Below are 23,519 nucleotides of genomic sequence, written 5' to 3'. Positions count from 1 at the left end.
TTCGACTGAGGGGACTTCCTTGTTCAAGCGCATACTCCGTATCTTTATCATTGTTCTGGTTCTGGCTCTGCTCGTCGTTGTGGTCGGCGGCATCGTCGGCTTCAACTTCCTGCGCGACAACGGCATCAAGCAGTACTTCGCATCGATGAAGCCGCCGGCGGCAACCGTTTCGACGACCATCGCCAAGCCTTCGGCCTGGACGCCAGGCGTCGAGGCGATCGGTACGGTCAGGGCTGTGCGTGGTGTCGACCTGACGGTCGAGACCACCGGGATCGTCAAGGACATCCTTTTCCATGCCAACCAGAAGGTGGCCGACAATGCGGTTCTGCTGCAGCTCGATGACGCCGTCGAGCGCGCCGATCTCGACGCACAGAAAGCGCAGGCCGCGCTCGACCAGACCTCGCTGGCCCGCGCCATTGAACTGACCAGGCGTGGCGTCGGCTCCGACTCGACGCTGGACACGGCGCGTGCGGCGGCCTCGGCTTCGGCATCTCAGGTCACCAAGCTGCAGGCCGTACTCGAACAGAAGCAGCTGACGGCGCCTTTCGGCGGCACGGTGGGCATTCCGAAAATCGATATCGGCCAGTATCTGGCGCCCGGCACCGCCGTGGTGACATTGCAGGACCTCGACACGATGCGGGTCGATTTCTCGGTTCCCGAACAGCAACTCGCCTTGCTCAAGATCGGCCAGACGATTCGATTGGGCCTTGGCGGTGAGGACAGGCCATTCGCAGGCGCCATTCGCGGCATCGACCCGAAGATCGACTCGTCCAGCCGGCTGGTGAACCTCCGGGCGGAAGTCGCCAATCCCGATGGCAAGCTGACCCCCGGCCAGTTCGTGCAGGTGCGTGTCGAGCTGCCCGAAGAGCAGAACGTGCTGACCCTGCCGCAGACGGCGCTGACGACAAGCCTCTATGGCGACTACATCTTCGTGGTGCAGCCGGCCAAGCCTGCCGAGGCGGCCCCAGCCAAGCCAGAGGAAAAACCCGCCGCGCCGTCAGCCGACAAATCGGCGGAAGCCAAGCCTGCGGACACCAAGCCGGCCGATGCCATGAAGCCGGCGGCTGATGCAGCCAAGCCTGCCGCCGATGCGGCAAAACCAACCGACAAGGCTGCCGATCCGGCCAAGCCGGCGGCGGAAGGTGACAAGCCCGCGCTCGTGCTGTCGCAGGTGTTCGTCAAGCCCGGCCGCCGCAATCAAGGCATGGTCGAGATCGTCGAGGGGCTGAAGGCCGGCGACGAGGTCGTCACCGCCGGCCAGAACCGCCTCTTCAACGGCATGTCCGTCGTTGTGGACAACACCATCGACCCGACCAAATCGGCGAACAAGCAGGCCGAACAGCAATGAGCTTTTCAGATCTCTTCATTCGCCGGCCTGTTCTTTCGACGGTCCTTGCCTGCATGATCCTGCTCCTGGGTTTCCAGGGCATCTTCAACCTGTCGATCCGGCAGTATCCGAAGGTCGATGAAACCGCGATCACCATCACGACGGCCTATCCAGGCGCCAGCGCCGATCTGATCCAGGGCTTCATTTCCGCCCCGATTGCCCGCGCCGTCGCCTCGACCGAAAACATCGACTACGTCACCTCGTCCAGCCGCCCGTCCTCCAGCACCGTGACCGTGCAGATGAAGCTCGGCTCGAACCCCGACGTCGCGCTGACCGAAGTCCTGTCCAAGGTCCAGGGCGTGCGCGGCACCTTGCCGGACGCATCGAAGGACCCTGTCATCGTCAAGGGCACCGGCCAGCAGTTCGCGATGATGTACATCTCGATGCAGAACCCGAACATGACGAAGGAGCAGCTGACCGAGTATATCGAGCGCGTCATCAGGCCGCGCATGTCGACGGTCGAAGGCGTCGCCGACGTGCAGATCTTCGGCGCCCAGGAATACTCGATGCGCGTCTGGATCGATCCGGTCAAGCTTGCCGCGCGCGGCGTGACGGCCTCCGAACTGCTAACGGCGATCAACAATTCCAACTTCCTGTCGGCGCCCGGCAACACCCAGAACGAGTATGTCGTTTCCTCGATCACCGTGCGCTCGACATTGCAGACGCCGGAGGCATTCGCCGAGCTGCCGCTGCGCTCGACTGACGGCAATGTGGTGCGGTTGCGCGACGTGGCTCGCGTCGAACTCGCCGCCGAGAACACCGACACCCGGGTCTCGTTCAACGGCAAGCCCGGCACCTTCCTCGCCATCTTCCCGACGCCGGCGGCCAATCCGCTGACCACGGCGGCTGCGCTCACCAAGCTGGTGCCGCAGATTCAGGAGACGCTGCCGAAAGGCATGACGATCGAGGTCGTCTACGACGCGACCGGGCAGATCAGCGCTTCGATCGAAGAGGTGTTCAAGACCATCGCCGAGGCGGTTGCCATCGTCATCGTCGTCATCCTTCTGTTCCTTGGCTCCTTCCGGTCGGTGATGATGCCGATCATCACCATCCCGTTGTCGCTGATCGGCGTCTGTTTCCTTTTGTTTGCGGTGGGCTATTCGATCAACCTGCTGTCGCTGCTGGCCATGGTGCTGGCGATCGGCCTGGTCGTCGACGACGCCATCGTGGTGGTGGAGAACATCCATCGCCATATGGAAGAAGACCACATGTCGCCGATGCAGGCCGCGTTCAGCGGTATGCGCGAAATATCGTCGGCCATCATTGCCATGACCATGACACTGGCCGCCGTGTTCGCGCCGCTGGCCTTCACCGGGGGCCTGACCGGCGCATTGTTCCGTGAATTCGCAGTCACGCTCGCCGGCTCAGTGGTGCTGTCGGGCGTCATCGCCATCACCATCACCCCGATGATGTCGGCACGCCTCCTGAAGTCCGGCACGCCGGGCCGTTTCCAGCGCATTGTCGACGGCGCCTTCGCGCGCGTCGAGCATGTCTATGAACGCGCCGTCACCGGGTCGCTCAATTATCGCCCATTGACGCTGATCATCGTGCTTGCGCTTGTCGGCGTCACCGGCTTCATGTTCACCAAGACCTCGAGCGAACTGGCGCCGGAAGAGGACCAGGGCTTTCTGCTCTCGATTGTGACAGGGCCGCGTTATGCGACCTCCGATTACACCGAGACATATGTCAACCAGATCCTCGGCCTGGTGAAGGATATTCCCGAAACACGGGCGCAGTTCTCGGCCGTCGCCTTCGGCGGCACGACAAACAGCGCCTTCGTCGGCTATGCCTTCAAGGATTGGGCGGAACGCAAGCGCAATTCGAAGGAACTGCAGGCCGACATCACGGCCCGTATCGCCAAAGTGGCTGGCGTCGAGGCCTTCGTCTTCGCGCCGCCGACGCTGCCCGGCTCTGGTGGCGGCCTGCCCATTTCCATGGTGGTGCGATCGACCGGCGCTTCCTCGGAAGTGTACGAGGTGGCCGAGCAGATCAAGAACAAGGCGCAAGCCTCCGGCCGCTTCATCGTCGTGCAGAATTCGATGGCCTATGACGCACCAGAGGTGACGGTGACCATCGACCGTGATCGCGCCGCGGCGTTGAACCTGCCGATCGCAGATATCGGCCGCACGCTGACCTTGCTGGTCGGCGGCGCCGAAGTGGCGCAGTTCGACCGTGACTCCAACAGCTACGACATCATCCCGCAGGTGCCGCAGGAGTTTCGCGACAACCCCGATAAGCTCGGCGAATACTTCGTGCGCAGCGTGACGGGCGAGATGGTGCCGCTCTCGGCGGTGGTCAAGATTTCGAACAATGCGGCGCCGGCGGCAATCGAGCAGTTCAACCAACTGAATTCGTCGACGATTTCGGCGCTTCCGTTGCCCGGCGTCACGACTGGCGACGGGCTGAAGGCGCTGGAGGACATCGCCCAGGAGAGCCTGCCCGACACCTTCTTCATCGACTATTCCGGTCAATCGCGACAGGAAAAGGAACAGGGCAACACCATCCTGATCGCTTTCGCGGCCGCCGTTGTCGTCATCTATCTGGTGCTGGCGGCGCAGTTTGAAAGCTTCCGCGACCCGCTGATCATCATGATGGCGGTGCCGCTGTCGATCTTCGGCGCGATCGTGCCGCTCAATCTCGGCCTCGGCACGCTCAACATCTACACGCAGGTCGGCCTGATCACACTGATCGGTCTGATCACCAAGCACGGCATCCTGCTGGTCGAGTTCGCCAACCAGCAGCGTGAAAAGCATGGCATGCGGCGGCGCGACGCGATCATCGCCTCGGCCAAGGTGCGCCTGCGGCCGATCCTGATGACGACAGCGGCGATGGCCCTCGGGGTGGTGCCGCTGATTACGTCCAGCGGCGCTGGTGCCGCGGCCCGCTATTCGATGGGCCTGGTCATCTTCACCGGCATCCTGGTCGGAACCCTGTTCACGCTCTTCGTTGTGCCGATGTTCTACACCTTCATCGCCAGCAAGGACCTGCCTCATTTGGCGGAGAAGCCGGATCCCAAGCTGATGCCGGCACTGCCGAGCTAAGGCGGTCGAGGAATTCCCGCTCGGAAATGGGCAGGACAAATAGATGGAAGCAAAAGAAAAGAGGCCGGGAATTTCCGGCCTCTTTTCTTTTTGGCTGGGCTCGATACCCCGGTTCGAGCTTTGCTCGATACCGCCGGTTTGCGCTGTACTCAATACCCTGGTTCGAGCTGTGCTCGATACCGCAGCGTTTTCCGGCGGGAGCCTTGAACACGGCGCGGCAGCATGCTGACGCGCCGGTCACAGCCTGCTACTTGACGATGACGATGCTGGTGTTGGTCGCCCCGAAGCTTTCGACGAGCTGGTAGAAATCGGCGGCGTTGTCGGGGTGCAGCCGTACGCAGCCATGTGAAGCCGGCTGGCCGAGACGCTTGATCGCATAGGTCGCGTGCACCGCATAGCCGCCGCTGAAGAAGACCGAGTGCGGCATCGGGGCGTTGTCATATTTCTTCGAATACCACATTTCATGCATGCGGGTCGGCTTGAACGAGCCGGTCGGCGTCACATGGGCCCGGTCGCCGGTGGAGACTTTCCAGGCGAAGGTCGGCCGGCCGTCGACGGAGACTTCCATGATCTGCTGCGATAGCGAAACGCGCGCCACGATCTTGTTGGCGGCGTGCGCCGCACCCGAGCCGGCGCCGAGCAGCAGTGCTGCACCAGTCAAGGCAGCAGCGGTGATGTTGATAAGCTTGGCGGAAATGGCGGTATGCATGATGAAGTCCCCTCTCTCTGCCGGTTGGTCCGGCTCCAATTCGATGGCCGCTTATCCCAACGTCATGTTTCGAGAAGATTTCGCAAAATGCTCGCTTCTGTTTCGAATCTGTTTCCACTGGTTAACAAACGTCCCTCTTATAGATGAGTTGGACACGCTCGGCAGGCCCCGCCAGCAAAGACCAGCGGCAGGAACATGAGTATCCGCCTTCAAACGAAAGTGCGAATTGGCATCATGTGAAAGAACAGTCGTCGACATCGAAACCAACCTGCAACAAAGCGCGGCTCCAAGCGGCATGATCCGGATACGGGGTGCGAGCAAAGTTGACGCAACGAAAACAGCCGGAAACGAACATGGGAACGAAATCGAACGCGCTGTCCTGGCTTCTCAGGATCAGCATCGCGGCGGCGGTCATCGGCGGCGTCGGCACGGTTGCCGGCACCCCGCTGACAAGCCTCGGCGCGATGACATCAGGCGAGATTTCGACGCTGCATGCCGCACTGTTTTTCGCCACGGTCTGGATTGTTTCCAGCCTGCGCATCGCCCGGCTAAAGGCCCTCTGGCGGGTCGGCCTTAGGCTGACGGGTTTGCGCGGCGCCTCCGGCAACTTGCTGCCGAGAGGACCGAAGGCCCGCGCCGCGACGGGGGGCTCCGTGGGCGGCGCGGGCACTTCGGGGGTATCCTGAAGAGACCCGCAACAGGTTCATTTTTGAAGAATTGGCATGGGGAACTGCGACGATGAAAACGAAATTCGCTGCTTCGGTGCTTTCCGCACTGCTTTACGCCCAGGGCCTGCTCGGCTTTGCCGGTCTTGCTACCGTGCTGCTCAGGGACCGCGCCCATGCAAGCGAACTCACCATGGGCAGTGACATGCCGGTGGGGCCATCGCTTCTGCTGGTTCGCTGAGCGTCAAGAGCATCGGGCCCAGAGATGGAAAATCCGATGCCTGACAAAAGGGATTGCGCCAGTACCCGGCGGTCAGTCGGCGAATTGCCGCGGCGGATCGAACCGGTAGCCGGCGCCACGTATTGTGGTGATGGTGTCGGTGTCGAGCTTGCGGCGCAGCCGCACGATGCGCGAATCGATCGAGCGATCGAAGGCGTCGGCGTTTTCGGCCGGTGCCGCGGCGATGATGTCGTCGCGCGTGAGCACCTTGCGCGGACTGGCCAGGAACAACCTGAGCAGCGCCACCTGGCCGGGCGAAAGCTGTTCCTCGGAGCCGGAACGATGCATGACCATGGCCGATCTCAGATCGACGGTCGCGTTCTCCAGCACGATCAGTTCCTGGGTGCCCCTGCCGCGGCGCGAAAGCAGGCCGCCTACACGAGCGGCCAGTTCACGGACATTGAGCGGACTCTCGACGACGTCGGCCGCACCAAGCTCCAGCGCCAGCACCTTGTCGACGAGATCCGCCGGCCGGCAGATCAAGATGAAATCCGGCCCGCCCTCGCCGCCTCCTGCTTGGCCGCCATAACGTCTGAGCAGATCCCGCCCCTCCGCCTGGCTGAGGCTGTCGCCGACGACGACGACGTCGATGCCCTTTCCCGACAGCAGCGATTCGGCCTCCCAGGGCTGACGTGCCTGATGCACGTCGTGGCCGCGCCGCTCGAGATGGTCGGCGAGTTCGGTCGCCACCACTTCGGCTACCGAAACGAGCGCAATAACGGATCGTGCGGCCATCTTTTCCAACCGTTCCCTGGCAACCCGGATATGAGTGCTGGACATGATGTTTATACCCAATCTACTTTCCACTGAAAGTGGGAGCGAAAGCATCGTGCGGGCAAGAATTGTCATAGTCGAGGATGAGCCCGACCTCAGGGACGCGGTCGCCGAATATCTTGGCGCATCCGGCTATGACGTGGCCACCGCTGAAAGTGCTGCCGCGGCGCGCAGCCTCGTTGAAACGCAATCGTTTCATCTCGCCATTCTCGACATCGCCATGCCCGGCGAGGACGGCCTCTCGCTCGGCCGCTGGCTGCGTTCGAAACTGCCGATCGGCATCATCTATGCCACCGCGGCCGGCACCGCGCTCGACCGTATCGTCGGGCTGGAACTCGGTGCCGACGACTACATCGTCAAGCCCTACGAATTGCGCGAAGTGCTGGCCAGGGTCCGCAGCGTGTTGCGCCGCGTTCCCCAGCCGAAGGAACTCCAGGACAAGAAAGCCGGGACGGATCGCCGTTCCGTTGCCTTCGGCCCCTTTCAGGCCGACCTTGACGGCAGGCTGGTCACCGGCGCCAATGGCGCGGTGATCGACATGGCCAAGAGTGAGTTCGACGTGCTGGAGATTTTCCTCACCCGCGCCAACCGGCTGCTGACCCGCGCCGCTATCTCCGAGGCGATCGGTTTCACCGAAGATCCGGAATCGTCGCGCGCCGTCGACATCCGCATCATGCGGCTGCGCAAAAAGATCGAGGCCGATCCCGCCAATCCGAAATTCCTGCGCACGGTACGCGGCGAGGGCTATATCTTCTCGCTGCCGACCGGCGACGGCAACTGAGCACCGGGCCAGAAGGATTCGGTTGCTCGCCAGCCGGAATTGGCACGACTCCGAATTGGCGCGACTCCGGAATGACAGCACAAGATGATCGCTGAAGCAGCAAGCACCGATATGCAAGGGTTCAGGCAGGGCGCGGCGATGGCGGCCGTGCGCGTCGTTCGCCGGCTGCGCGAGGCCGGCGACTGGCAGCGCGAGATGGACGGCATACTGGAAACGCTCTGCCGGGCCATGGATTGCCAGCGCGGCATCCTGTTTCGCTTGCGCGAACTGCCAGGCCAGGGCTTCGCCCAATCCGTCGCCGCCTATTGGATCGACCCTCTTTTCGGCGGCGAACTGGCATCGCCGACCGTCATCATGCAATCGATCGTCAATTCGGACCCCCTGCTGGAGCGGCTTGCCGAGGACGAGAGGCAAGGCAAGATCTTCGCCGGCCATACGCGCGACCTCGAAGGCTTCCTGAGGACCGATTTCGAGAAGCAGAACATCAAGTCGTTCCTCTCGGTCTCGGTCTTCGCGCATGGCCATCTCTGGGGCACGCTGGCGGTCAATGACTGCGTCAGCGAGCGTGCATGGACCGACGAGGAAGAGGCGACGCTGCACATCATCGCCCTCGCTATCGGCGACGCCATCGAGCGCTCGCCCTCCGACGCCCATGCCAGCGAGGTCATTCGCCGCACTATGCTGCAGGCCTCGCTCGATGCCATCGTCGTCATCGACGAGACCGGCTCGATCATCGAATTCAATCCGGCCGCCGAGAAGATGTTCGGCTTCCAGCGCAGCGACATTCTCGGCAAGGATCTGCTCGATACGATCGTGCCGATCTATTACCGCAAGGGCTATGCTTCGGGGGCCGAATACATGTCCGGCCGCGGCGCGCCGATGGTCGGCCAAAGGCTCGAGACGGTGACCCAGAATGCCGCCGGCGAAGTGTTCCCGATCGAGCTGACGGCGACCGAGATGCGGGTCGCCGACCGCCGCCTGATCTTCGGCTCCATCCGCGACCTGCGCGACAAATTGCGTGCGGAGGAAGAAATCGGCCGGCAGCGCGAGAAGCTGCACCAGAACGAGAAGATGGCGGCGATGGGTTCGTTGCTGGCCGGCGTATCGCACGAGCTCAACAATCCCCTGGCCGTGGTTGTGGCGCAATCGACGCTGCTGCACGAATTCGCTTCCGATCCGCAGACCAAGGTGCGCGCCGAGAAAGTCCGCGCTGCGGCCGAGCGCTGCGGCCGCATCGTCAAGAGCTTCCTGTCGATGGTCCGCCTCCATCCCGCGGCACAGGCCGAGACCGACCTCAACCAGGTGATCCGGTCGGCACTCGAAGTGACCGCCTATGGCGCGCGCTCAAGCGGCATCGTCATCGACACCGATTTCGCCGCCGGCCCGCTGCTGGCCATGGCCGACGCCGACCATGTGACGCAGGTAGCGGCCAACTTCCTCATCAACAGCCAGCACGCCTTGGCTGGCATAGCCGGCGACCGGCTGATCAAGGTGCGGACGTTCCGCAGCGACCGCGGTCACCCCTGCTTCTCGGTCGAGGACAATGGGCCCGGCGTGCCGGAAGCGATCCGCGGCCGCATCTTCGAATCCTATTTCACCACCAAGCCGGTCGGCGTCGGCACCGGCATCGGCCTGTCGATCTCGAAATCGATCATCGAGCGGCACAATGGCAATGTCTGGTTCGAGGAAGTGCTCCCGAGAGGCGCGCGTTTCGTCGTCCAGCTGCCGGCCATCGTGGCCGGCCTCGCCACCGCCGGCGACAACCAGCCGCGATCGAGCGGCCTGCGCCATGCCTTGATCATCGACGACGAGCCGGATGTCGCCGGCTCGCTTTCCGACATTCTCGAGCTGATGGGCATCAAGTCGCGGATCGTTCCTGTCTGGGAATCGGCCGCCGCCACTTTGAGCGGCCACATGCCGCCGGACATCGTCTTTTCGGACCTGCGCATGCCCGGCGTCAGCGGCATATCGATCTATCGCGAGCTGCTCGCCGAAAAGCCTGACCTGGCGCGGCGTTTCGTGCTGGTCACAGGCGACCTGATCGGTGCGAAAGCCGAAATCGAGGCCCTGCCGGCACAGCAGCGGCCGCAGATCCTGGAAAAGCCGTTCAGCACGCTGGATGTGCGCAGTGTTCTGTCCGCCATTGCCGAACAGGCGGCCTTTAAAGGATAAAAAAGAGGCCCCCGGGGGCGGGGGGCCGAAGAAGAGCGCGCTGGAGGGAGCGCTCGGGGAGTCCAGAGCATGATCCCAAAACGGGAACGGTTTCGGATCAGGCTTCGACAAAATCAGAAAATATTCGGCGTGTCGGCCAACGGTGCGGCAGTGGCGATCATGCGGATGGCGCGGCTCTTGTGTGTTCCGGACTGTTCGGCGATTGCGCGCAGGCAGTCGATACTCTCGGCACCCCAGGTCTGGCCCTTGCAGGCGAAGTCGGTCACCGGTACCGGCAGACGCGCGGTCCTGGTCGTCGTCTGCGCGCCGTCGATGAGATTGGACGGCGGATTCAACGAAGCGAAGGCCGGCCCGATTGTCGGCGTGAACGCCATGCCGACGAAGGCGCAAGCAGCCAGCACCATGAACATCGCCATGGGGTGGTCGCTGGCCCGCTGGCGCAGCGCCAGTTTCGGACGGCGGTCATTGCGCTCTGGAGCCTGAAGGCGGCTCTCGCCGCGGATCGTCTGGATTTTCGCATGCATTGCCTTCCCCTTCGCTGAGTTTCTTTTGGCGGTGAAATGAACTTATCCGCACTTTGTAACGACGATGGGGTGGCGAAGGACTGGCACTGTAACCAATTCGAAACAGCATTCGGGCGAAGTCGGGCAAAATCGGGCATAGCTTCGACGGCGCTCGGGCTTGAGGCGCAACATGACCCGATCTTGCCAAACAGTTTTTCGAAAAGACCAGGCTCAGACCGAAGCTTGAAGCTCGGCAATGATCTTGTGCGCGGCGATACGCCCGGCAATGATGGCGCCCTCGACATACCCCGGAAACGACGGCGAGAGTTCTGAACAGGCGAGATACACCGGCGGTGCGCCGGCAAGGATCGTCCGCTCGGCATCTCTTGCTGTCACGTCGACAACAAGATCGCTGTACGCGCCGCCGCTCCAGCGATCTCCTACCCAGTCACGCAAACTGAAATCGATGACATCACCGGCACTCCGGCCAAGGGCTGCCTCCAACCGGCCGGTCACCTCCGCACGCAGTTCCGGCTCGCCGAGGTCGCGCCAGCGCAGCGCGAGCGACCCGCCGACGAACACGACGAGCGCGGCATGCTCCGCATCCTTGCCGGCGTCGCAGGCAAACAGCCCCGGCGGATCGAGCCACATCACCATGCCGTTCAAATCCCGCCCGCGCCAAAACGGTTTGGCATAGCGCACCAGGATCTTGATAGCCGCGCCGCTTTTCCAGGCGCCGAGCGCCCGCCCCAGTCGGGCTGGCAAGGCGGGAGCAAAGGCGAGCTCCGTAACCGTCGCCGGCGGGACGGCAACCAGGACCGCGCGCGCCTCGATGGCACCCCCGGCCGAAACGACAAGAACACCTTGTGAACTGTGCTCGATGCGCGTGACCGGCTCGCTCAGCCGCAACCGATCGCCAAGGTCGCGGGCCAGATCGTCGGCCAGTGAATGCATGGTTTCGCGCACGAAATATTGCAGCTCCGGCACCTCGTTGGTGACGCGTCGGTCATTGTCGATCAGATACCAGAGAGGAATCTGGTCCAGCGCCATGCACCAGAGACCTTCGATCATCGAACGGAAGACGGCCCTGGCGTCGGCCGAATCGCGCTGGCGGGCAAGCCAGTCGGCAACGGTCAGTCCGGCAATCGAGACGTCGTCCGGATCGATCCCGTTCATGCGCTCGCGGATTGCCATTGCCGCGTCATAGATCCGCTCTGCTCGTTGTACGGACATCGTCGGCTGGGTGATGAAATCGCCATCGACATAGGTTTCAACCAGCGTCTTGCCGCGCGCCTCGATCAGCGCCATCAATTCCGGCATGTCCTCGCACAGGAACTGGCCGCCACTATCGATCCGTTCGCCAAGTCCGTTCAGTCGGGACTCGACGCGTCCGCCGACCCGGTCGCGTGCTTCGAGCAGAATGAAATCGATGTCGGCCTTCTTCATCTCGAGCGCCGCCGACAGGCCTGTGAAACCCGCACCGACGATGACGACATCGGTTCGCTCGAATTCGCCGCCCTCATCCGTGAAGGTCTTCAGCATTGCCGGCTATCCACCCAATCGCATCCGGCTTCCACCGACGAAGTATGTCCTTGTCGACATATGCCGGCGGGCCGCACACGCCATGCCGCAGGCTGTCTCTAACCTATCGTTTTCTCGAGCATATTGAGCCAGTTGCGATAGGCGATTTTTTCGATCAGTGCGCGGCCGAAACCGCGTGCCGCCAATGCATCGATCAGCTTCGGCAGGCCGGCGACATCCCCGATGACGGCCGGGATCATGGCGCCGTCGAAATCGGAGCCAAGACCAACGCCGTCCTCACCCAGCGCCTGCAGCAGCGAATCGATATGCCGCACCATGATGTCGAGGCTTGTGTCGGCATTCATGCGACCATCCTCGCGCAGGAAGCCGGTTGCGAAGTTCAGCCCGACCATGCCGCCGGTTTCGCGAATCGCGCCGAGCTGCCAGTCGGTCAAGTTGCGCGAATGGCCGCATATCGCGTGCACGTTGGAATGGGTCGCGACCAGCGGCGCATCGCTGAGCGCCGCGACATCGCGAAAGCCCTTCTCGTTGAGATGCGAGAGGTCGATCATGATCTTCAGCTGGTTGCAGGCCTTGACCAGCGCCTTGCCGGCATCGGTGAGGCCGGGGCCGGTGTCGGGCGAGGACGGGAAGCGGAACGGCACGCCGTGGCCGAAGGCGTTCGGCCGGCTCCAGACGATGCCGAGCGAGCGCAGGCCGGCTTCATGCAGCACGTCGAGCATGGTGAGCTCGGGATCGATCGCCTCGACCCCTTCGATGTGGAACACCGCGGCGATCGAGCCTTGCGCCATGGCACCGCGCACATCGCCGGCGCTGCGGCAGACGGTGAGCGCTCCGGCCCGTTCCAGCCTGAACAGGATCGAGGCCATCGCGATGGTCGAGGTCAGCGCCTCATTGCGCGGAACCTCGGGCGGCAGCGGCTCGGCGGCACTCGGCGCCAGGGGCACGGCGCCGCGCCTGGATTTCTCGACAGGCGGCGGAAAGATGGCGAACATGCCGCCGGCGAAGCCGCCGGCTTTGGCACGCGGCAGGTCGATATGGCCGCCCGATTTCCCCTCTATGAACAGCTTTTCGACATCCGTGTCTTTCGACTGGTAGAGTCTGAGCAACGTATCGTTGTGGCCGTCGAAGACGGGAACGAGATCGGTTTCGGTCATAGGGGGATCATTCGGTTCGTTTGTCGGCAAGGGGCTGAGATATATCATATCGACTTAGGCAGGATGCGCTACCCGCACAAATGCCAAAGTCATCCCCGTGGGGATCGCAGCCGCTTTCCGCACCGTTTCCAAGCGACGAAACCCCTATTGCTTCAGCACGTCGGCCCATTCCAGATGGCGGCGAAACTGGGCGTTGGCGAACGGGCAGAGCGGGATGATCTTCTTACCCGCCGCACGCGCATCCTCGACGGCGCGGGTGACGAGGCGAAGCCCGGCACCCTGGCCGCGAAAGACGTCCGGCACCTCGGTGTGGTCGATGATGATCTGGTGCTCACCGATCTTGGTGAAGGTCATCTCGGCCTCGGCGCCATCGGGTCCACGCAGGACATAGCGGCCCTTGGAACCGCGATCCTCAAGTTCGATCTCAGGCAGTTGGTCAGGCATCGCTATGCTCCTTGGGCAGCATCGGCAAAGAACCGCCGTGCCGCCTCGATCTCGTTTGGCCGCACCTCGTGCCCGCCATCGTGCCATTCCACTGTGACATCGGCGCCGTCGGCACGCAAATATGCCTCGAGCCGCGTGGTCAGGTTCGGCGGGCAGATCGGGTCGCGCTTGCCGGCGGTCATCAGAATATGGCGGCCGGCGAGACTGCCCTTCACCTGCGGCTCGAACGGGATCAGCGGATGCATCAACACCGACGCGCCGAACAGCGCTGGAACCGCGAACACCACCGAGGCCAGGACATTCGCGCCGTTGGAATAGCCGAGACCCAGCACGGCCGATGGCTTCGCTGCTTCGACATGGGCTTTGACGAAGCCCGCCATCCTGATCGTCGCCCGTGCCAGATCCTCCATGTCGTAGACGCCCTCGCCGGTGCGGCGAAAGAAGCGCGCGGCACCTTGTTCGGACACATCGCCGCGCGGCGAGATGATGGTTGCCTGGGGCGCGAGATCGCGCCCCAGCGACAGAAGCTGGTTCTCATCGCCTCCAGTGCCATGGAAGACGAACAGCAGCGGACCGCCCGGCGAACCGGGCAGCAGCTTGTGGATGTAAGCGTCCTTGCTCATGACCTCAGCCTTCCAGTCTCTGCAGATGCTGTTCCAGATACGGCCGCAGGTGCTGGTGCTGCGACGGCAGCTTCAGCGCCTCGCCCAGATGAGCGGTATCCTCGTCGCGATCGAAACCCGGCTCGTTGGTGGCGACTTCGAACAGCACGCCACCCGGTGTGCGGAAATAGATCGCCCAGAAGTAGTCGCGATCGATTACTGGCGTCACCCCATAGCCGGTGTCCATCAACGCCTTGCGCACCTCAAGCTGCCTGGCGCGGTTCTCGACCGCGAAGGCGACGTGATGGACAGAGCCGGCGCCGAGATCGGCGAAGGCCGTGCTCGGCAGCGATTCGATGTCGATGACATCGGCGCCATTGCCGTTCTTCACCGCCAGCCGCTTGAGATTGCCGGACTTGTCGACTTCCTCATAGCCCATGAACTTCAGCAGCTCCTCAGTGGCGCCGCCATCCTTCAGCCTGAGCGATACCGAATGGAAACCGCGGATCGCCTGGTCGACCGGAACACCGCCTTTCGCCCAGGGCGCTCTGCCGTCACCCTTGCCCTCGACCAGCGCGAAGCCGTCACCATCCGGTCCGGCAAAAGCCAGGCGCTTCTCGCCGAAGGTCTCTTCGCGCGAGAGGCCAGTGACGCCCTCATCGGCAAAACGGCTTTCCCAATAGCCAAGCGTGCCTTCCGGCACCGAGTAGACGGTGGTTCCGACTTCCCCGACCCCATGCCGGCCCTTGCCTATATCGGGGAAAGGGAAATAGGTCATCACCGAACCCGGCGTGCCGGTCTCGTCACCGTAATAGAGGTGGTAGACGTCGGGCGCGTCGAAATTGACGGTCTTCTTGACCCGGCGCTGGCCGAGTTTCCTGGTGAAGAATTCGTTGTTCTGGCGGGCATCCCTGGCCATCGACGTGACGTGATGCAGGCCCTTGATCTGGTCGAGCATTGTCTTGCTCCTTCCTTGGTGCATGTGCGGCCCTCGCCGCTGTCCACGCCAATATGAGGACCAGAGCAGTTTAGGCAAAGGCGGCAAACACAGAATGGACTGTGTCGTAAAAGTGAACGATGGAACAAGGTTCGTTCACCAATTGGCCCGCAGAGTCGGGCTTGCGCCGTGGCCGGAATTCGGTTCCATGAAAGGCGTTCGACATCCCGCGACAAAGGTATTGTGAGTGACTGGAAAAGCCAGGCGGCCCAACATTCTCCTGATCACATGCGATCAGTGGCGTGGCGATTGTCTGTCCGCAGCCGGCCATCCGGTCGTGCAGACGCCGAATGCCGACGCTTTGGCCGCGGAGGGTGTGCTGTTCAAGCGGCACTATGGCGGCGCGGCGCCCTGTTCGCCCGCTCGCGCCTGCCTCTACACCGGCCTCTACCAGATGAACAACCGCGTCTGCCGCAACGGCACGCCGCTCGACGCTCGCCACGGCAACATCGCGCTCTCGGCTCGCGCCCTGGGCTATGATCCGACGCTGTTCGGCTACACCGACGTGTCGCTCGATCCGCGCCTGCTGGCGCCGGGCGATCCGCGGCTGCAAAGCTATGAAGGCGTGCTGCCGGGCTTTACGGTGCGCCAGTTGCTGCCCGAGCACCAGAAGCAATGGCTATCCTGGCTGGAACTGCAAGGTGTCGACGCCAGCGCCGGGTCCCCCGACATCCACCGTCCGCTGGCCGACGGCGTGGCCGGGACCATCAGCAACGCGCCGCCCGTCTACTCCGGGCAACAAACGCCGGCGGCTTTCCTGACCGGCGAATTCACGCGTTGGCTTGGCGAACAGGAGGACGCCACGCCGTGGTTCGCGCATCTTTCCTTCATCAGCCCGCACCCGCCTTTCATTGTGCCGGAGCCCTACAACACGATGTACGATCCGGCTGACGGCCCGGCCTTCCGGCGCGCGGCAAGCTGGCACGAAGAGGCGGAAAACCATCCCTATCTTGCCTATGATCTCGGCCGGCAGAAACAGATAAAATTCCGCCCGGACGCCAGAGGCAAGGTGCACGACTGGAGCGAAGACGATTTTCGCCGCATCCGCGCGATCTATTACGGCATGATTTCCGAGGTCGATGCGCAACTCGGCCGCGTCTGGAAAGGGGTTAAGGCCGCAGGCGCGTGGGACGACACCATCATCGTTCTGACCTCGGACCATGCCGAGATGATGGGCGACCATTTCATGCTGGGCAAGGGCGGCTATTTCGACGGCAGCTACCACATTCCGCTGATCATTCGCGATCCGCGCCAAGGCAAGGCGACCGGCGGCAGTGTCGACAGCTTCACCGAAGCGGTCGACATTTTGCCGACGTTTCTCGACCTGGTCGGCGAAGAGCCCGCGCCGCATCTCGACGGCGCCTCGCTGAAGCCGTTCCTGGGCGGAGAAACCCCTGCGGCCTGGCGCGATGCCGCGCATTGGGAGTTTGACTTCCGCTCGATTGCCGCGGGCGAGGCCGAAAGCCATTTCGGCATCGCCGCACGCCAATGCAACCTCGCCGTTATCCGCACGGAACATTTCAAATATGTGCATTTCGGCGGCAATCTGCCGCCGCTGCTCTTTGATCTGGAAAACGATCCGGGCGAGCTGGACAATCTCGCGGCCGACCCCGGCCATCTCACCGTGCGCCTGGAATTCGCCGAACGGCTGCTCGCCTGGCGGGCCGAACATCTCGATCAGTCGTTGGCACTGGCCGAATTGACCCAGAACGGCCTCGTCGGCCATGCCGCTGGCCTGCAACCTGGCCACACATAAATAAAGCCCGCGCCGTTGCCAGCGCGGGCTTCATTGGGCTGAACAGAATTACCTTACGATCATGCGCTGCTGATCGCGCTGCTCAGCATAGCTGCCCTTGTCATAGGCGGTTTGAGCCTCGAGCTGCTCCTTGGTGAAGGTCGTGTAGAGGTACTTGTTGCCGTCCTTGTCGGTCATGAATTTGAGGTTATCCATGCCGACAGCGACCTCCTTCTCGCCGATGCCGAGGAAGCCGCCGACATCGACGATCACCGCGTCGGCCTTCTTGTCAGGCGCAAGCACGACATCGCCGATTTCGCCAACCCTGGCGTCGTTTGCGCCGTAGACGGTCGTGCCCTTCAGGTCATCGGCACGAATCTCGCCGACCGGCATCTCGGTCAACGTCGACTTGTCGATGGCGGCAGTCTGTGTCTGGTCGGGAGCCGAGGCGTCAGGGGTGGTCGCTGCCGGAGCTTCGGCGGTCTTGTCTGCCGGAGCGACAGCAGGAGCCGTCGTGTCGGACGGCACAGCAGCCGGAGCGGTGGCCGCAGGCTCGTTGGAAGCCGTCGTGGCCGGCGCCGGATCATAGGCCTTGCGGTCGAAATCGGGCTGCGCCTGCAGCTCTTCCTTGGTGGTCTGGGCCACCAGCCAGCGGTCGCCATTCTTCTCGGCCCACTGCGCCTTAGAGAAATCATAGGTGACATTCTTGGCGCCGAGGCCAAGGAAACCGCCCACGCCGATAACCAGGGACTCGGCCTTGCCTTCCTTGGTCAGCACGATGTCGTTGACGTCGCCGATATTCTGCGCGTCATCACCGGTTCCGTTATATACGTCTTCACCGATGATGTTGGTGGCAAGGTTACCGTCCGCGCGCTTTACCGGTTCCGCCGGAGCGGCGTTCATGTCGGCCGGCTTTTGTGCCGTATCCGTCGTAGCAGGTGCCGTAGGTGCCGTAGGTGCGGTCGCGTCGGTCGATGCCGCAGGTGCGGGGGCCGGACTGTAGGGCTGGCTGTCGAATTCCGCCTGAGCGGTCAACTCATCCTTGGTCGTCTGGGCTACCAGCCAGCGGTCACCATTCTTTTCGGCCCACTGCAGCTTGCCGTACTCGAAGGCGACGCTCTTGGCACCGACACCCAGAAAACCGCCAACGTCGATGACAACGGATTTCGCCTGCCCATCCTTGTCGAAGACGACGTCGCTGACATTGCCGATGTTCTCGGCATCATCGCCGGTGCCGTTATAGACGGATTCACCGATGATGTTGGTGACGATGCTGCCCTCTGCGCGGACCGTCGCGGCGCCTGACTCCTGAACGGCTGGGCTTTGTGCCGGCGCCGGGGTCGTCGCACTCTGCGCATAAGCGCCGGTGGCGATCAGTGTTGCGAGTGCGGTCGTGGCTAAAAGATTGCGGATCATGATAGTCTCTCCTCGTGCCTGATCTCATGCGCCGCGTCTTCGCGGGAAAGTGGACGCGGCATCTACAGGTTCACAACGTTGTGACCAGTCTGTTGTTCCGACAAAACCGCGCCGTCCGGAAACCGAAATCACAGAAATGATCGAGCCGCCGGGGCAGCCCTCTGTGTCAAGGGAACCTTTCCGTAGCCGCCGCGTTTCAGCCATCGGCTGGGAGTGTCCCGGTCGCTTTTTGGCTGACATGGTGGAGCGGGTATGAAATTCGCAGCGGTGCTGAACCGGGATGGCGGCACTTTGCGCACCACCGACCTCGCCGCCTTCTCCGACAGGATGCATCAGACGCTGGAGACGGCAGGGCACTCGCTCAGCATCGAAATTGTCGCAGGCAAGGACGTGGTGGAAACGCTCGACAGCGCGGCTTCGCGTCGCTCTGTCGACATCGTGCTGGCGGGTGGCGGCGACGGGACCATTTCCGCCGCGGCCGCCCGGCTGATGGGCACGAAGAAGGCGCTTGCCATATTGCCGGCCGGCACCATGAACCTGTTCGCACGGGGGTTGGGCATTCCGCAGTCACTCGATGGAGCGCTGAAATCCTTCGCCGACGGCGAAATCATCGCGGTCGACGTGGCGACAGCCAATGGCCAACCTTTCATACATCAGTTCTCGATCGGCATGCATGCGAAGATGGTGCAACTGCGCCAGAAGATGGAGTTCGGTTCGCGGTTGGGAAAGATCCGCGCCTCGGCCAAGGCGGCTTGGGCGACGATCAACAATCCACCTGCGATGAATGTGACGCTCAGCATCGGTGATGCCGAAATGGCGGCACGCATCACCGGCATCGGCATCACCAACAATTTGTTCGGCGAAGGCCATTTGCCCTACGCCGACAATCCGGCGGGCGGCGTGCTTGGTGTCTATGTCACGGTGGCGAAGCAGCGCGCCGAACTGGTCAAGTTCTTCTTCAACGTGGCGCGCGGCAAATGGCGCGACAACGAACATGTCGAAATCCACCAGACGAACAGAACGGTGCTGAAAATCCACTCGAGCAGCCGCAAATTTCGCGCGGTCATGGACGGCGAATTGGTCAGGCTTGACCGTGAAACGGTAATCGAAATCCAGCCTGGCGCGCTGAATGTACTGGTGCCGGCGAGCGCGGCCCAATCAAGAGCCGCCTGATGCTATGCGTTGCAACGAACAAACCGGCTTTAACCAGCAGGAGCCTGCTCGGTGGTGCTGGGTGTCGGGACATGCTGTTCATCGCTGGTTGGCGTCTTGATCAACACACCATAAATCTCGGCAATGCCCCACGCCGCAAACACCAGAAGCAATCCGGCGATCAGGATTCGAAATCCATGCCAGCCCCATCGCCCCTGCCGCGCCTTGTTTTCGGGAATGATCTTGGCCATGCTCGATCCTTGTCTCATTCTGCACCAACTGGCGCGCTCGGCAAATCATGGTCGGGTAACGGTTCCTCGCTAGGATGGTTCCGGAAAAGCGCGCTGGCCTTGCACCAGGGCAAGCAGGCGGCGGCGAAGACCGGGACGAGGCAAGTGGGGTGACTGGCAAGACGCAAACAGTGCCCGAGCTGCCGGCCGAAGTTGCGCGCGCAGTCAAGGATGTTGACCGGCTCGCCGTGCTGCACGGGTTGGAGATGCTGGATACGGCGGCCGACCCCGATTTCGACCGCGTCAGCAGCCTTGCCGCGGCGGTGATGCAGGTGCCGATGGCCCTGGTCACACTCGTCGACCTCGAACGGCAGTGGTTCAAATCCTGCTTCGGCCTGGACGAGGCTGAAACCGCGACCGACGTTTCCTTCTGCGCCCATGCGATTGCCGCCGGCGACGAACCGATGGTGGTGGTGGATGCAACGACGGATCCCCGTTTCAAGACCAACTCGCTGGTCACCGGAAAGCACCATGTCCGCTTCTATGCCGGCGCGCCGATGGTTGTGGCAGGTGCCCGCATCGGCACGCTGTGCGTGCTCGACCGCGAGCCGCATGGTTTTCCATCCCGCGCCGAGCTAAACCAGTTGAAGTCGCTCGCCGGCCTTGCTGCCAGCCTGTTCACCCTCAAGGACGCAACCCGCAGCGGCGCGATCGCCGAGGCCGCACTGGTTCGCGAGGAAAAACGACGTGCCATCGCACTCGATGCGGCGTCGCTCGCCAGTTGGGCATGGGATATCCGCACCGATATCATCGAATGCGACACATTGATGTCGGAGCTGTTCAGCCTGCCGCGCTCCAACCGGCTGCGCGCACGCGACATCCTCACCGCCATCGATCCGCGTGACGTCTACCAGACCGAAACCCGCTTTCGCGACGCCCTGACCGGCAGCGACGACTATTTCGGCGAATACCGGGTGAAGGGCTTTCATCCGCCGCGCTGGCTCGCCACGCGCGGCCGTGTCATCGAGCGTGACGGCGACGGCAAGCCGACCTTGATCTTCGGCGTCAACTACGACATCTCCGAGCGTAAGCTCGGCGACGAACGCCAACGGCTGCTGCTGCGTGAGCTCAACCATCGCGTCAAGAACACTTTGGCGACCGTCCAGGCGCTGGCAACGCAGACCGTGCGCCATGCCCGCCAGCCAAGCGAGTTCCTCGAGGCGTTCGGCGCCAGGCTTCAGGCCTTGGGCATCGCCCACAATCTGTTGTCGGACCGCGAGTGGCGCGGCATCGGCATCAGTGAACTCGTCCAGATCGAGGTCAAACCTTTCGAAACGGTCGAGCAGCCGCGCATGACGATCTCCGGCGACGACCTGCTGCTGTCGCCCGACCAGGCCGTCGGGCTTGGCCTGATCCTGCATGAACTGGCCAGCAACGCGCTGAAATATGGCTCGCTGTCGGTGCCGTCAGGCAGGGTCGATCTCGGCTGGAGGACGCAAGGCAGGAGGGATGCCCGGCGTCTTGTGCTGACCTGGCGCGAAAGCGGCGGCCCGCAAGTCGCTCCGCCGGATCGGCACGGCTTCGGCTCGATCCTCATTCGCCGCAGCCTGGCCAAGGTCATTTCCAGCGAAGTAACCCATGAATTCCGGCCGGAGGGCGTGTTTACCGAAATCTCGATGCCGCTGGAAGAGTTGTCAAAGTGACCTCTCCCAACAGCTCTATCTCCGTTCGCTCTCATCCGGATCGTCGGATTTCACATTCTCCCGGTAGATGGCGTAGGCCGCGAGCGCCACGGCCGGCCCCAGAATGACGCCGAGACCGCCTTTTCCCTTGAGCAGGCTCGGCAGCACGGCGAGTGCGGCGGTGATGCCGATCGCCTTCATGTCGGCATTGCGGCGCTGCGCCCGGCGCCGGGCGCGTGAGCCTGCGGAGATCCGGTAGATCAGCAGGATAAGTCCGCCAAGCACCAGGAAACCGACGCCGAACCCCAGTGCCGCGGCAAGCTGCCCATAGCGCATCGCCGTCCAGATATAGGCGGCCCCGACAAGAAAAACGAGACCGCAAAGTGCGGCGGCCAGGGCGATCACATAGACGATTGCCGCCGTGCGCGCCCGGTGTATGGCGGCCACGGTTTCCCCAGAGGCGAAGCCCGAGATCAGGGTTGCCAACATTCCCATCTGGAGCGCGATTAGCGACGCGCGATGAGCGCGAAAAGGAAGCCTACGCCGGCGGCGATCGCCAGTGACGTCACCGGCTTTTCACGCACGCTTGCCATCATCTGCGCTTCGATGTCCTTGGCATTGCTGCGCAGGCTGTCAAAGGCTGCTTCGCCCTGCGCACGCAACTGCTCGACCCCTTCCGTGGCTGCGCGGCGCGCGGTGCCATAGCCATGCTCGCCGGTCTTGGCCAGTTGTTTGGTGAGCTTGTCGATGTCGGCCTTCAACTGCCTGATGTCGGCTTCCAGGTCCGCATTTGCACGGGCGTCGTTTGCGGTCTTTCCTGCGGCAGTGGCCATGGCTTAACTCCTTGTGATTGCTTGGTTTCAAACGCGCTGCGCGTCTCAAGGTTCCGGCATCGGGGACAAAGTAGCCTAAAACGCATCGGCGCGCACCCGGTCCGCCGGCTCCGGCAAAACACGCTTCCTCAGATTAATGGCCGGCGCGCTTCACCCAGCCCTTCCCAGCCGGCGAGCCGCTTGAGCCCTTCATTGTCGGAAACCACGCAGCCGCCGTCGCGCCAGACGATCAGCTTGCGATCCATCAGCTTGCGGATCGTCTTGTTGGTGTGAACCAGCGACAGGCCAAGCGTATCGGCGATGTGCTGTTGCGTGATCGGTATCTGGACGGATTGGTTGCCATTCAGTCCGACAACCTTGGCGCGGCTGCCGATGAAGGCGATGAGATAGGCAGCGCGCTCGATCGCACTGCGGCGCCCGAGGCTGAGCAGATTCTCGTCCAGCATCCGCTCTTCACGCGATGCGATCCAGGTGATGTCATAGGCCAGCCCGGGATGATTGCGGTACAGCTCATGCAGATATTCGCGCTCGAAAACACACAGCAGCATCGGCGACAGTGCCTCCACGGAATGCTGCATCTCGCCCATCACACTGCCTTGCAAGCCAATCAGATCACCGGGCATGAGATAGTTGAGGATCTGGCGGCGGCCGTCCAGCAACAGCTTGTAGCGAAACGCCCAGCCGGAGAGCACGGTGTAGAGATGGGCGCTATGGCTTCCCTCCACCAGCACCGTGCCACCCTTTTCGACTGCGAGTTCGCCCTTCTTGAATTTGCTGATGAAGGCCAGTTCCTGTTTTTCGAAATCGCGAAAAATCGGCAACGGCCGCAATGGGCAGTTCTCGCAAGGATATTGGCGGCTGGAGAAAGCGCTATTGTTCTGAACCGACATTTCGACCCCCCTTCGAAAGCCGCTCTTGGAGAGCGCGTTTCAACGCGTTGCAAGGATTGAGGTTCCGCCTGCTGGGCCACATGTCTTTTTTAAATGACAGCAAGCGAATTAGCGATCATGACTCCGGCGTTTCAAGGAGTCTTTGCCTGTGCCCACATTGCTTGACGGATTGCGGATTCTGGTCCTGGAGGACGAATTTCTGATCGCCATGGACGTCGAGCAGCTTTGCCGCGACCATGGCGCCGATGAGGTGGTGATCGCCCGTGACCTGACCGAGGTCGATGGCCGCGAGGTCGCCACGCGATTCGATGCAGCCATTGTCGACTTGATGCTGGGCGGCGCCTCAACCATCGATTTCGCCTCCGGGCTGCGCGCGGCAGGCATACCTTTCGTGTTTGCGTCGGGCTATTCGGATGTCGATGAAATCAAGGCATCGTTTCCGGGCGTCAGGCTGGTTGGCAAACCCTATTCGGGTGAAGACCTCGTGCAAGCGGTCGCCGCGGCCTGCGGACGCGCTTGAGACACGA

Annotated in this window: 23 protein-coding genes; 10 read left to right on the top strand and 13 right to left on the bottom strand. The window is 62.8% G+C overall.

Translation table 11 applies throughout. The features are described from left to right. Nucleotides 1–19 precede the first annotated feature (19 nt). Complete coding sequence (locus AC0L2U_RS19950; RefSeq protein WP_473602512.1) at nt 20–1,348, top strand: efflux RND transporter periplasmic adaptor subunit; 1,329 nt, start codon at nt 20–22, stop codon at nt 1,346–1,348. Further along, a complete protein-coding gene (locus AC0L2U_RS19945; RefSeq protein ID WP_127395725.1) occupies nt 1,345–4,428 on the top strand; it encodes an efflux RND transporter permease subunit in 3,084 nt (1,027 codons plus the stop codon). Before AC0L2U_RS19950 ends, AC0L2U_RS19945 begins: the two co-directional genes overlap by 4 nt. A gap of 247 nt (nt 4,429–4,675) precedes the next feature. Here the strand turns inward: AC0L2U_RS19945 and AC0L2U_RS19940 are convergent, their stop codons facing one another. Further along, nucleotides 4,676–5,137, bottom strand: coding sequence for a L,D-transpeptidase (locus AC0L2U_RS19940; RefSeq protein WP_292699635.1), 462 nt, complete (start codon nt 5,135–5,137; stop codon nt 4,676–4,678). A gap of 353 nt (nt 5,138–5,490) precedes the next feature. Between AC0L2U_RS19940 and AC0L2U_RS19935 the strand changes: the two genes are divergently transcribed. Further along, the gene (locus AC0L2U_RS19935; protein WP_023811017.1) at nt 5,491–5,823 is read left to right on the top strand and encodes a hypothetical protein; all 333 of its coding nucleotides are present in this window, start codon (nt 5,491–5,493) and stop codon (nt 5,821–5,823) included. Between the two features lie 52 nt (nt 5,824–5,875). Next, the gene (locus AC0L2U_RS19930) at nt 5,876–6,043 is read left to right on the top strand and encodes a hypothetical protein (RefSeq protein ID WP_081738724.1); all 168 of its coding nucleotides are present in this window, start codon (nt 5,876–5,878) and stop codon (nt 6,041–6,043) included. A 72-nt stretch (nt 6,044–6,115) separates the two neighbouring features. Here AC0L2U_RS19930 and AC0L2U_RS19925 read toward each other — a convergent pair whose 3' ends face one another. Next, nucleotides 6,116–6,817 (bottom strand): response regulator transcription factor, encoded by a 702-nt coding sequence (locus AC0L2U_RS19925; RefSeq protein ID WP_127295240.1) that lies wholly within the window; start codon nt 6,815–6,817, stop codon nt 6,116–6,118. A 46-nt stretch (nt 6,818–6,863) separates the two neighbouring features. On the opposite strand from AC0L2U_RS19925, the gene AC0L2U_RS19920 reads away from it, so the two are divergent. After that, nucleotides 6,864–7,637 (top strand): response regulator, encoded by a 774-nt coding sequence (locus AC0L2U_RS19920; RefSeq protein WP_174800345.1) that lies wholly within the window; start codon nt 6,864–6,866, stop codon nt 7,635–7,637. A gap of 84 nt (nt 7,638–7,721) precedes the next feature. Further along, a complete protein-coding gene (locus tag AC0L2U_RS19915; protein WP_164873775.1) occupies nt 7,722–9,809 on the top strand; it encodes an ATP-binding protein in 2,088 nt (695 codons plus the stop codon). A gap of 113 nt (nt 9,810–9,922) precedes the next feature. Here the strand turns inward: AC0L2U_RS19915 and AC0L2U_RS19910 are convergent, their stop codons facing one another. The 6 genes from AC0L2U_RS19910 to AC0L2U_RS19885 all read right to left on the bottom strand — a co-directional run bounded on the left by AC0L2U_RS19910 (nt 9,923) and on the right by AC0L2U_RS19885 (nt 15,015). After that, the gene (locus AC0L2U_RS19910) at nt 9,923–10,333 is read right to left on the bottom strand and encodes a hypothetical protein (RefSeq protein WP_127271289.1); all 411 of its coding nucleotides are present in this window, start codon (nt 10,331–10,333) and stop codon (nt 9,923–9,925) included. Between the two features lie 210 nt (nt 10,334–10,543). Further along, nucleotides 10,544–11,854 carry a flavin monoamine oxidase family protein gene (locus AC0L2U_RS19905; protein WP_127809096.1) on the bottom strand — a complete coding sequence of 437 codons (1,311 nt, stop codon included), beginning with the start codon at nt 11,852–11,854 and terminating at the stop codon, nt 10,544–10,546. 98 nt (nt 11,855–11,952) lie between these two features. Next, nucleotides 11,953–13,011, bottom strand: a complete 1,059-nt coding sequence (locus AC0L2U_RS19900) for a dipeptidase (protein ID WP_127268955.1) — start codon at nt 13,009–13,011, stop codon at nt 11,953–11,955. A gap of 144 nt (nt 13,012–13,155) precedes the next feature. Next, a complete protein-coding gene (locus AC0L2U_RS19895; RefSeq protein ID WP_127397679.1) occupies nt 13,156–13,455 on the bottom strand; it encodes a GNAT family N-acetyltransferase in 300 nt (99 codons plus the stop codon). Nucleotides 13,456–13,457: 2 nt separating this feature from the next. Continuing rightward, nucleotides 13,458–14,078: an alpha/beta hydrolase gene (locus AC0L2U_RS19890; protein ID WP_127330369.1), complete on the bottom strand. Its 621-nt coding sequence runs from the start codon at nt 14,076–14,078 to the stop codon at nt 13,458–13,460. A 4-nt stretch (nt 14,079–14,082) separates the two neighbouring features. After that, entirely contained in the window at nt 14,083–15,015 is a 933-nt protein-coding gene (locus AC0L2U_RS19885; protein ID WP_127397680.1) for a VOC family protein, read from the bottom strand. Between the two features lie 226 nt (nt 15,016–15,241). Here AC0L2U_RS19885 and AC0L2U_RS19880 point away from each other — a divergent pair, with 226 nt between their 5' ends. After that, nucleotides 15,242–16,810, top strand: a complete 1,569-nt coding sequence (locus tag AC0L2U_RS19880; RefSeq protein ID WP_292632481.1) for an alkaline phosphatase family protein — start codon at nt 15,242–15,244, stop codon at nt 16,808–16,810. Between the two features lie 48 nt (nt 16,811–16,858). Here the strand turns inward: AC0L2U_RS19880 and AC0L2U_RS19875 are convergent, their stop codons facing one another. Continuing rightward, nucleotides 16,859–18,205: a PRC-barrel domain-containing protein gene (locus AC0L2U_RS19875; protein ID WP_473602510.1), complete on the bottom strand. Its 1,347-nt coding sequence runs from the start codon at nt 18,203–18,205 to the stop codon at nt 16,859–16,861. A gap of 252 nt (nt 18,206–18,457) precedes the next feature. Between AC0L2U_RS19875 and AC0L2U_RS19870 the strand changes: the two genes are divergently transcribed. Continuing rightward, a complete protein-coding gene (locus tag AC0L2U_RS19870) occupies nt 18,458–19,378 on the top strand; it encodes a diacylglycerol/lipid kinase family protein (RefSeq protein WP_128288241.1) in 921 nt (306 codons plus the stop codon). Between the two features lie 29 nt (nt 19,379–19,407). On the opposite strand, the gene AC0L2U_RS19865 is transcribed toward AC0L2U_RS19870, so the two are convergent. Beyond that, complete coding sequence (locus AC0L2U_RS19865; RefSeq protein WP_127330379.1) at nt 19,408–19,608, bottom strand: hypothetical protein; 201 nt, start codon at nt 19,606–19,608, stop codon at nt 19,408–19,410. Nucleotides 19,609–19,778: 170 nt separating this feature from the next. Here AC0L2U_RS19865 and AC0L2U_RS19860 point away from each other — a divergent pair, with 170 nt between their 5' ends. Continuing rightward, nucleotides 19,779–21,290: a sensor histidine kinase gene (locus AC0L2U_RS19860; RefSeq protein WP_473602539.1), complete on the top strand. Its 1,512-nt coding sequence runs from the start codon at nt 19,779–19,781 to the stop codon at nt 21,288–21,290. 15 nt (nt 21,291–21,305) lie between these two features. Here AC0L2U_RS19860 and AC0L2U_RS19855 read toward each other — a convergent pair whose 3' ends face one another. From AC0L2U_RS19855 to AC0L2U_RS19845, 3 genes are all read right to left on the bottom strand, one after another. Beyond that, nucleotides 21,306–21,764, bottom strand: a complete 459-nt coding sequence (locus tag AC0L2U_RS19855; protein ID WP_473602508.1) for a hypothetical protein — start codon at nt 21,762–21,764, stop codon at nt 21,306–21,308. Between the two features lie 11 nt (nt 21,765–21,775). Beyond that, nucleotides 21,776–22,102, bottom strand: coding sequence for an ElaB/YgaM/YqjD family protein (locus AC0L2U_RS19850; protein ID WP_023811001.1), 327 nt, complete (start codon nt 22,100–22,102; stop codon nt 21,776–21,778). Nucleotides 22,103–22,230: 128 nt separating this feature from the next. Next, nucleotides 22,231–22,992, bottom strand: coding sequence for a Crp/Fnr family transcriptional regulator (locus AC0L2U_RS19845; RefSeq protein ID WP_127269632.1), 762 nt, complete (start codon nt 22,990–22,992; stop codon nt 22,231–22,233). Nucleotides 22,993–23,200: 208 nt separating this feature from the next. On the opposite strand from AC0L2U_RS19845, the gene AC0L2U_RS19840 reads away from it, so the two are divergent. Beyond that, nucleotides 23,201–23,512, top strand: a complete 312-nt coding sequence (locus AC0L2U_RS19840; protein WP_164748877.1) for a response regulator — start codon at nt 23,201–23,203, stop codon at nt 23,510–23,512. Nucleotides 23,513–23,519: the final 7 nt, after the last annotated feature.

The sequence above is a fragment of the Mesorhizobium sp. WSM4808 genome (assembly GCF_055811675.1).
The sequence above is the reverse complement of the archived record's forward strand: the minus strand, read 5'-3'. Positions and strand labels throughout refer to the sequence as shown.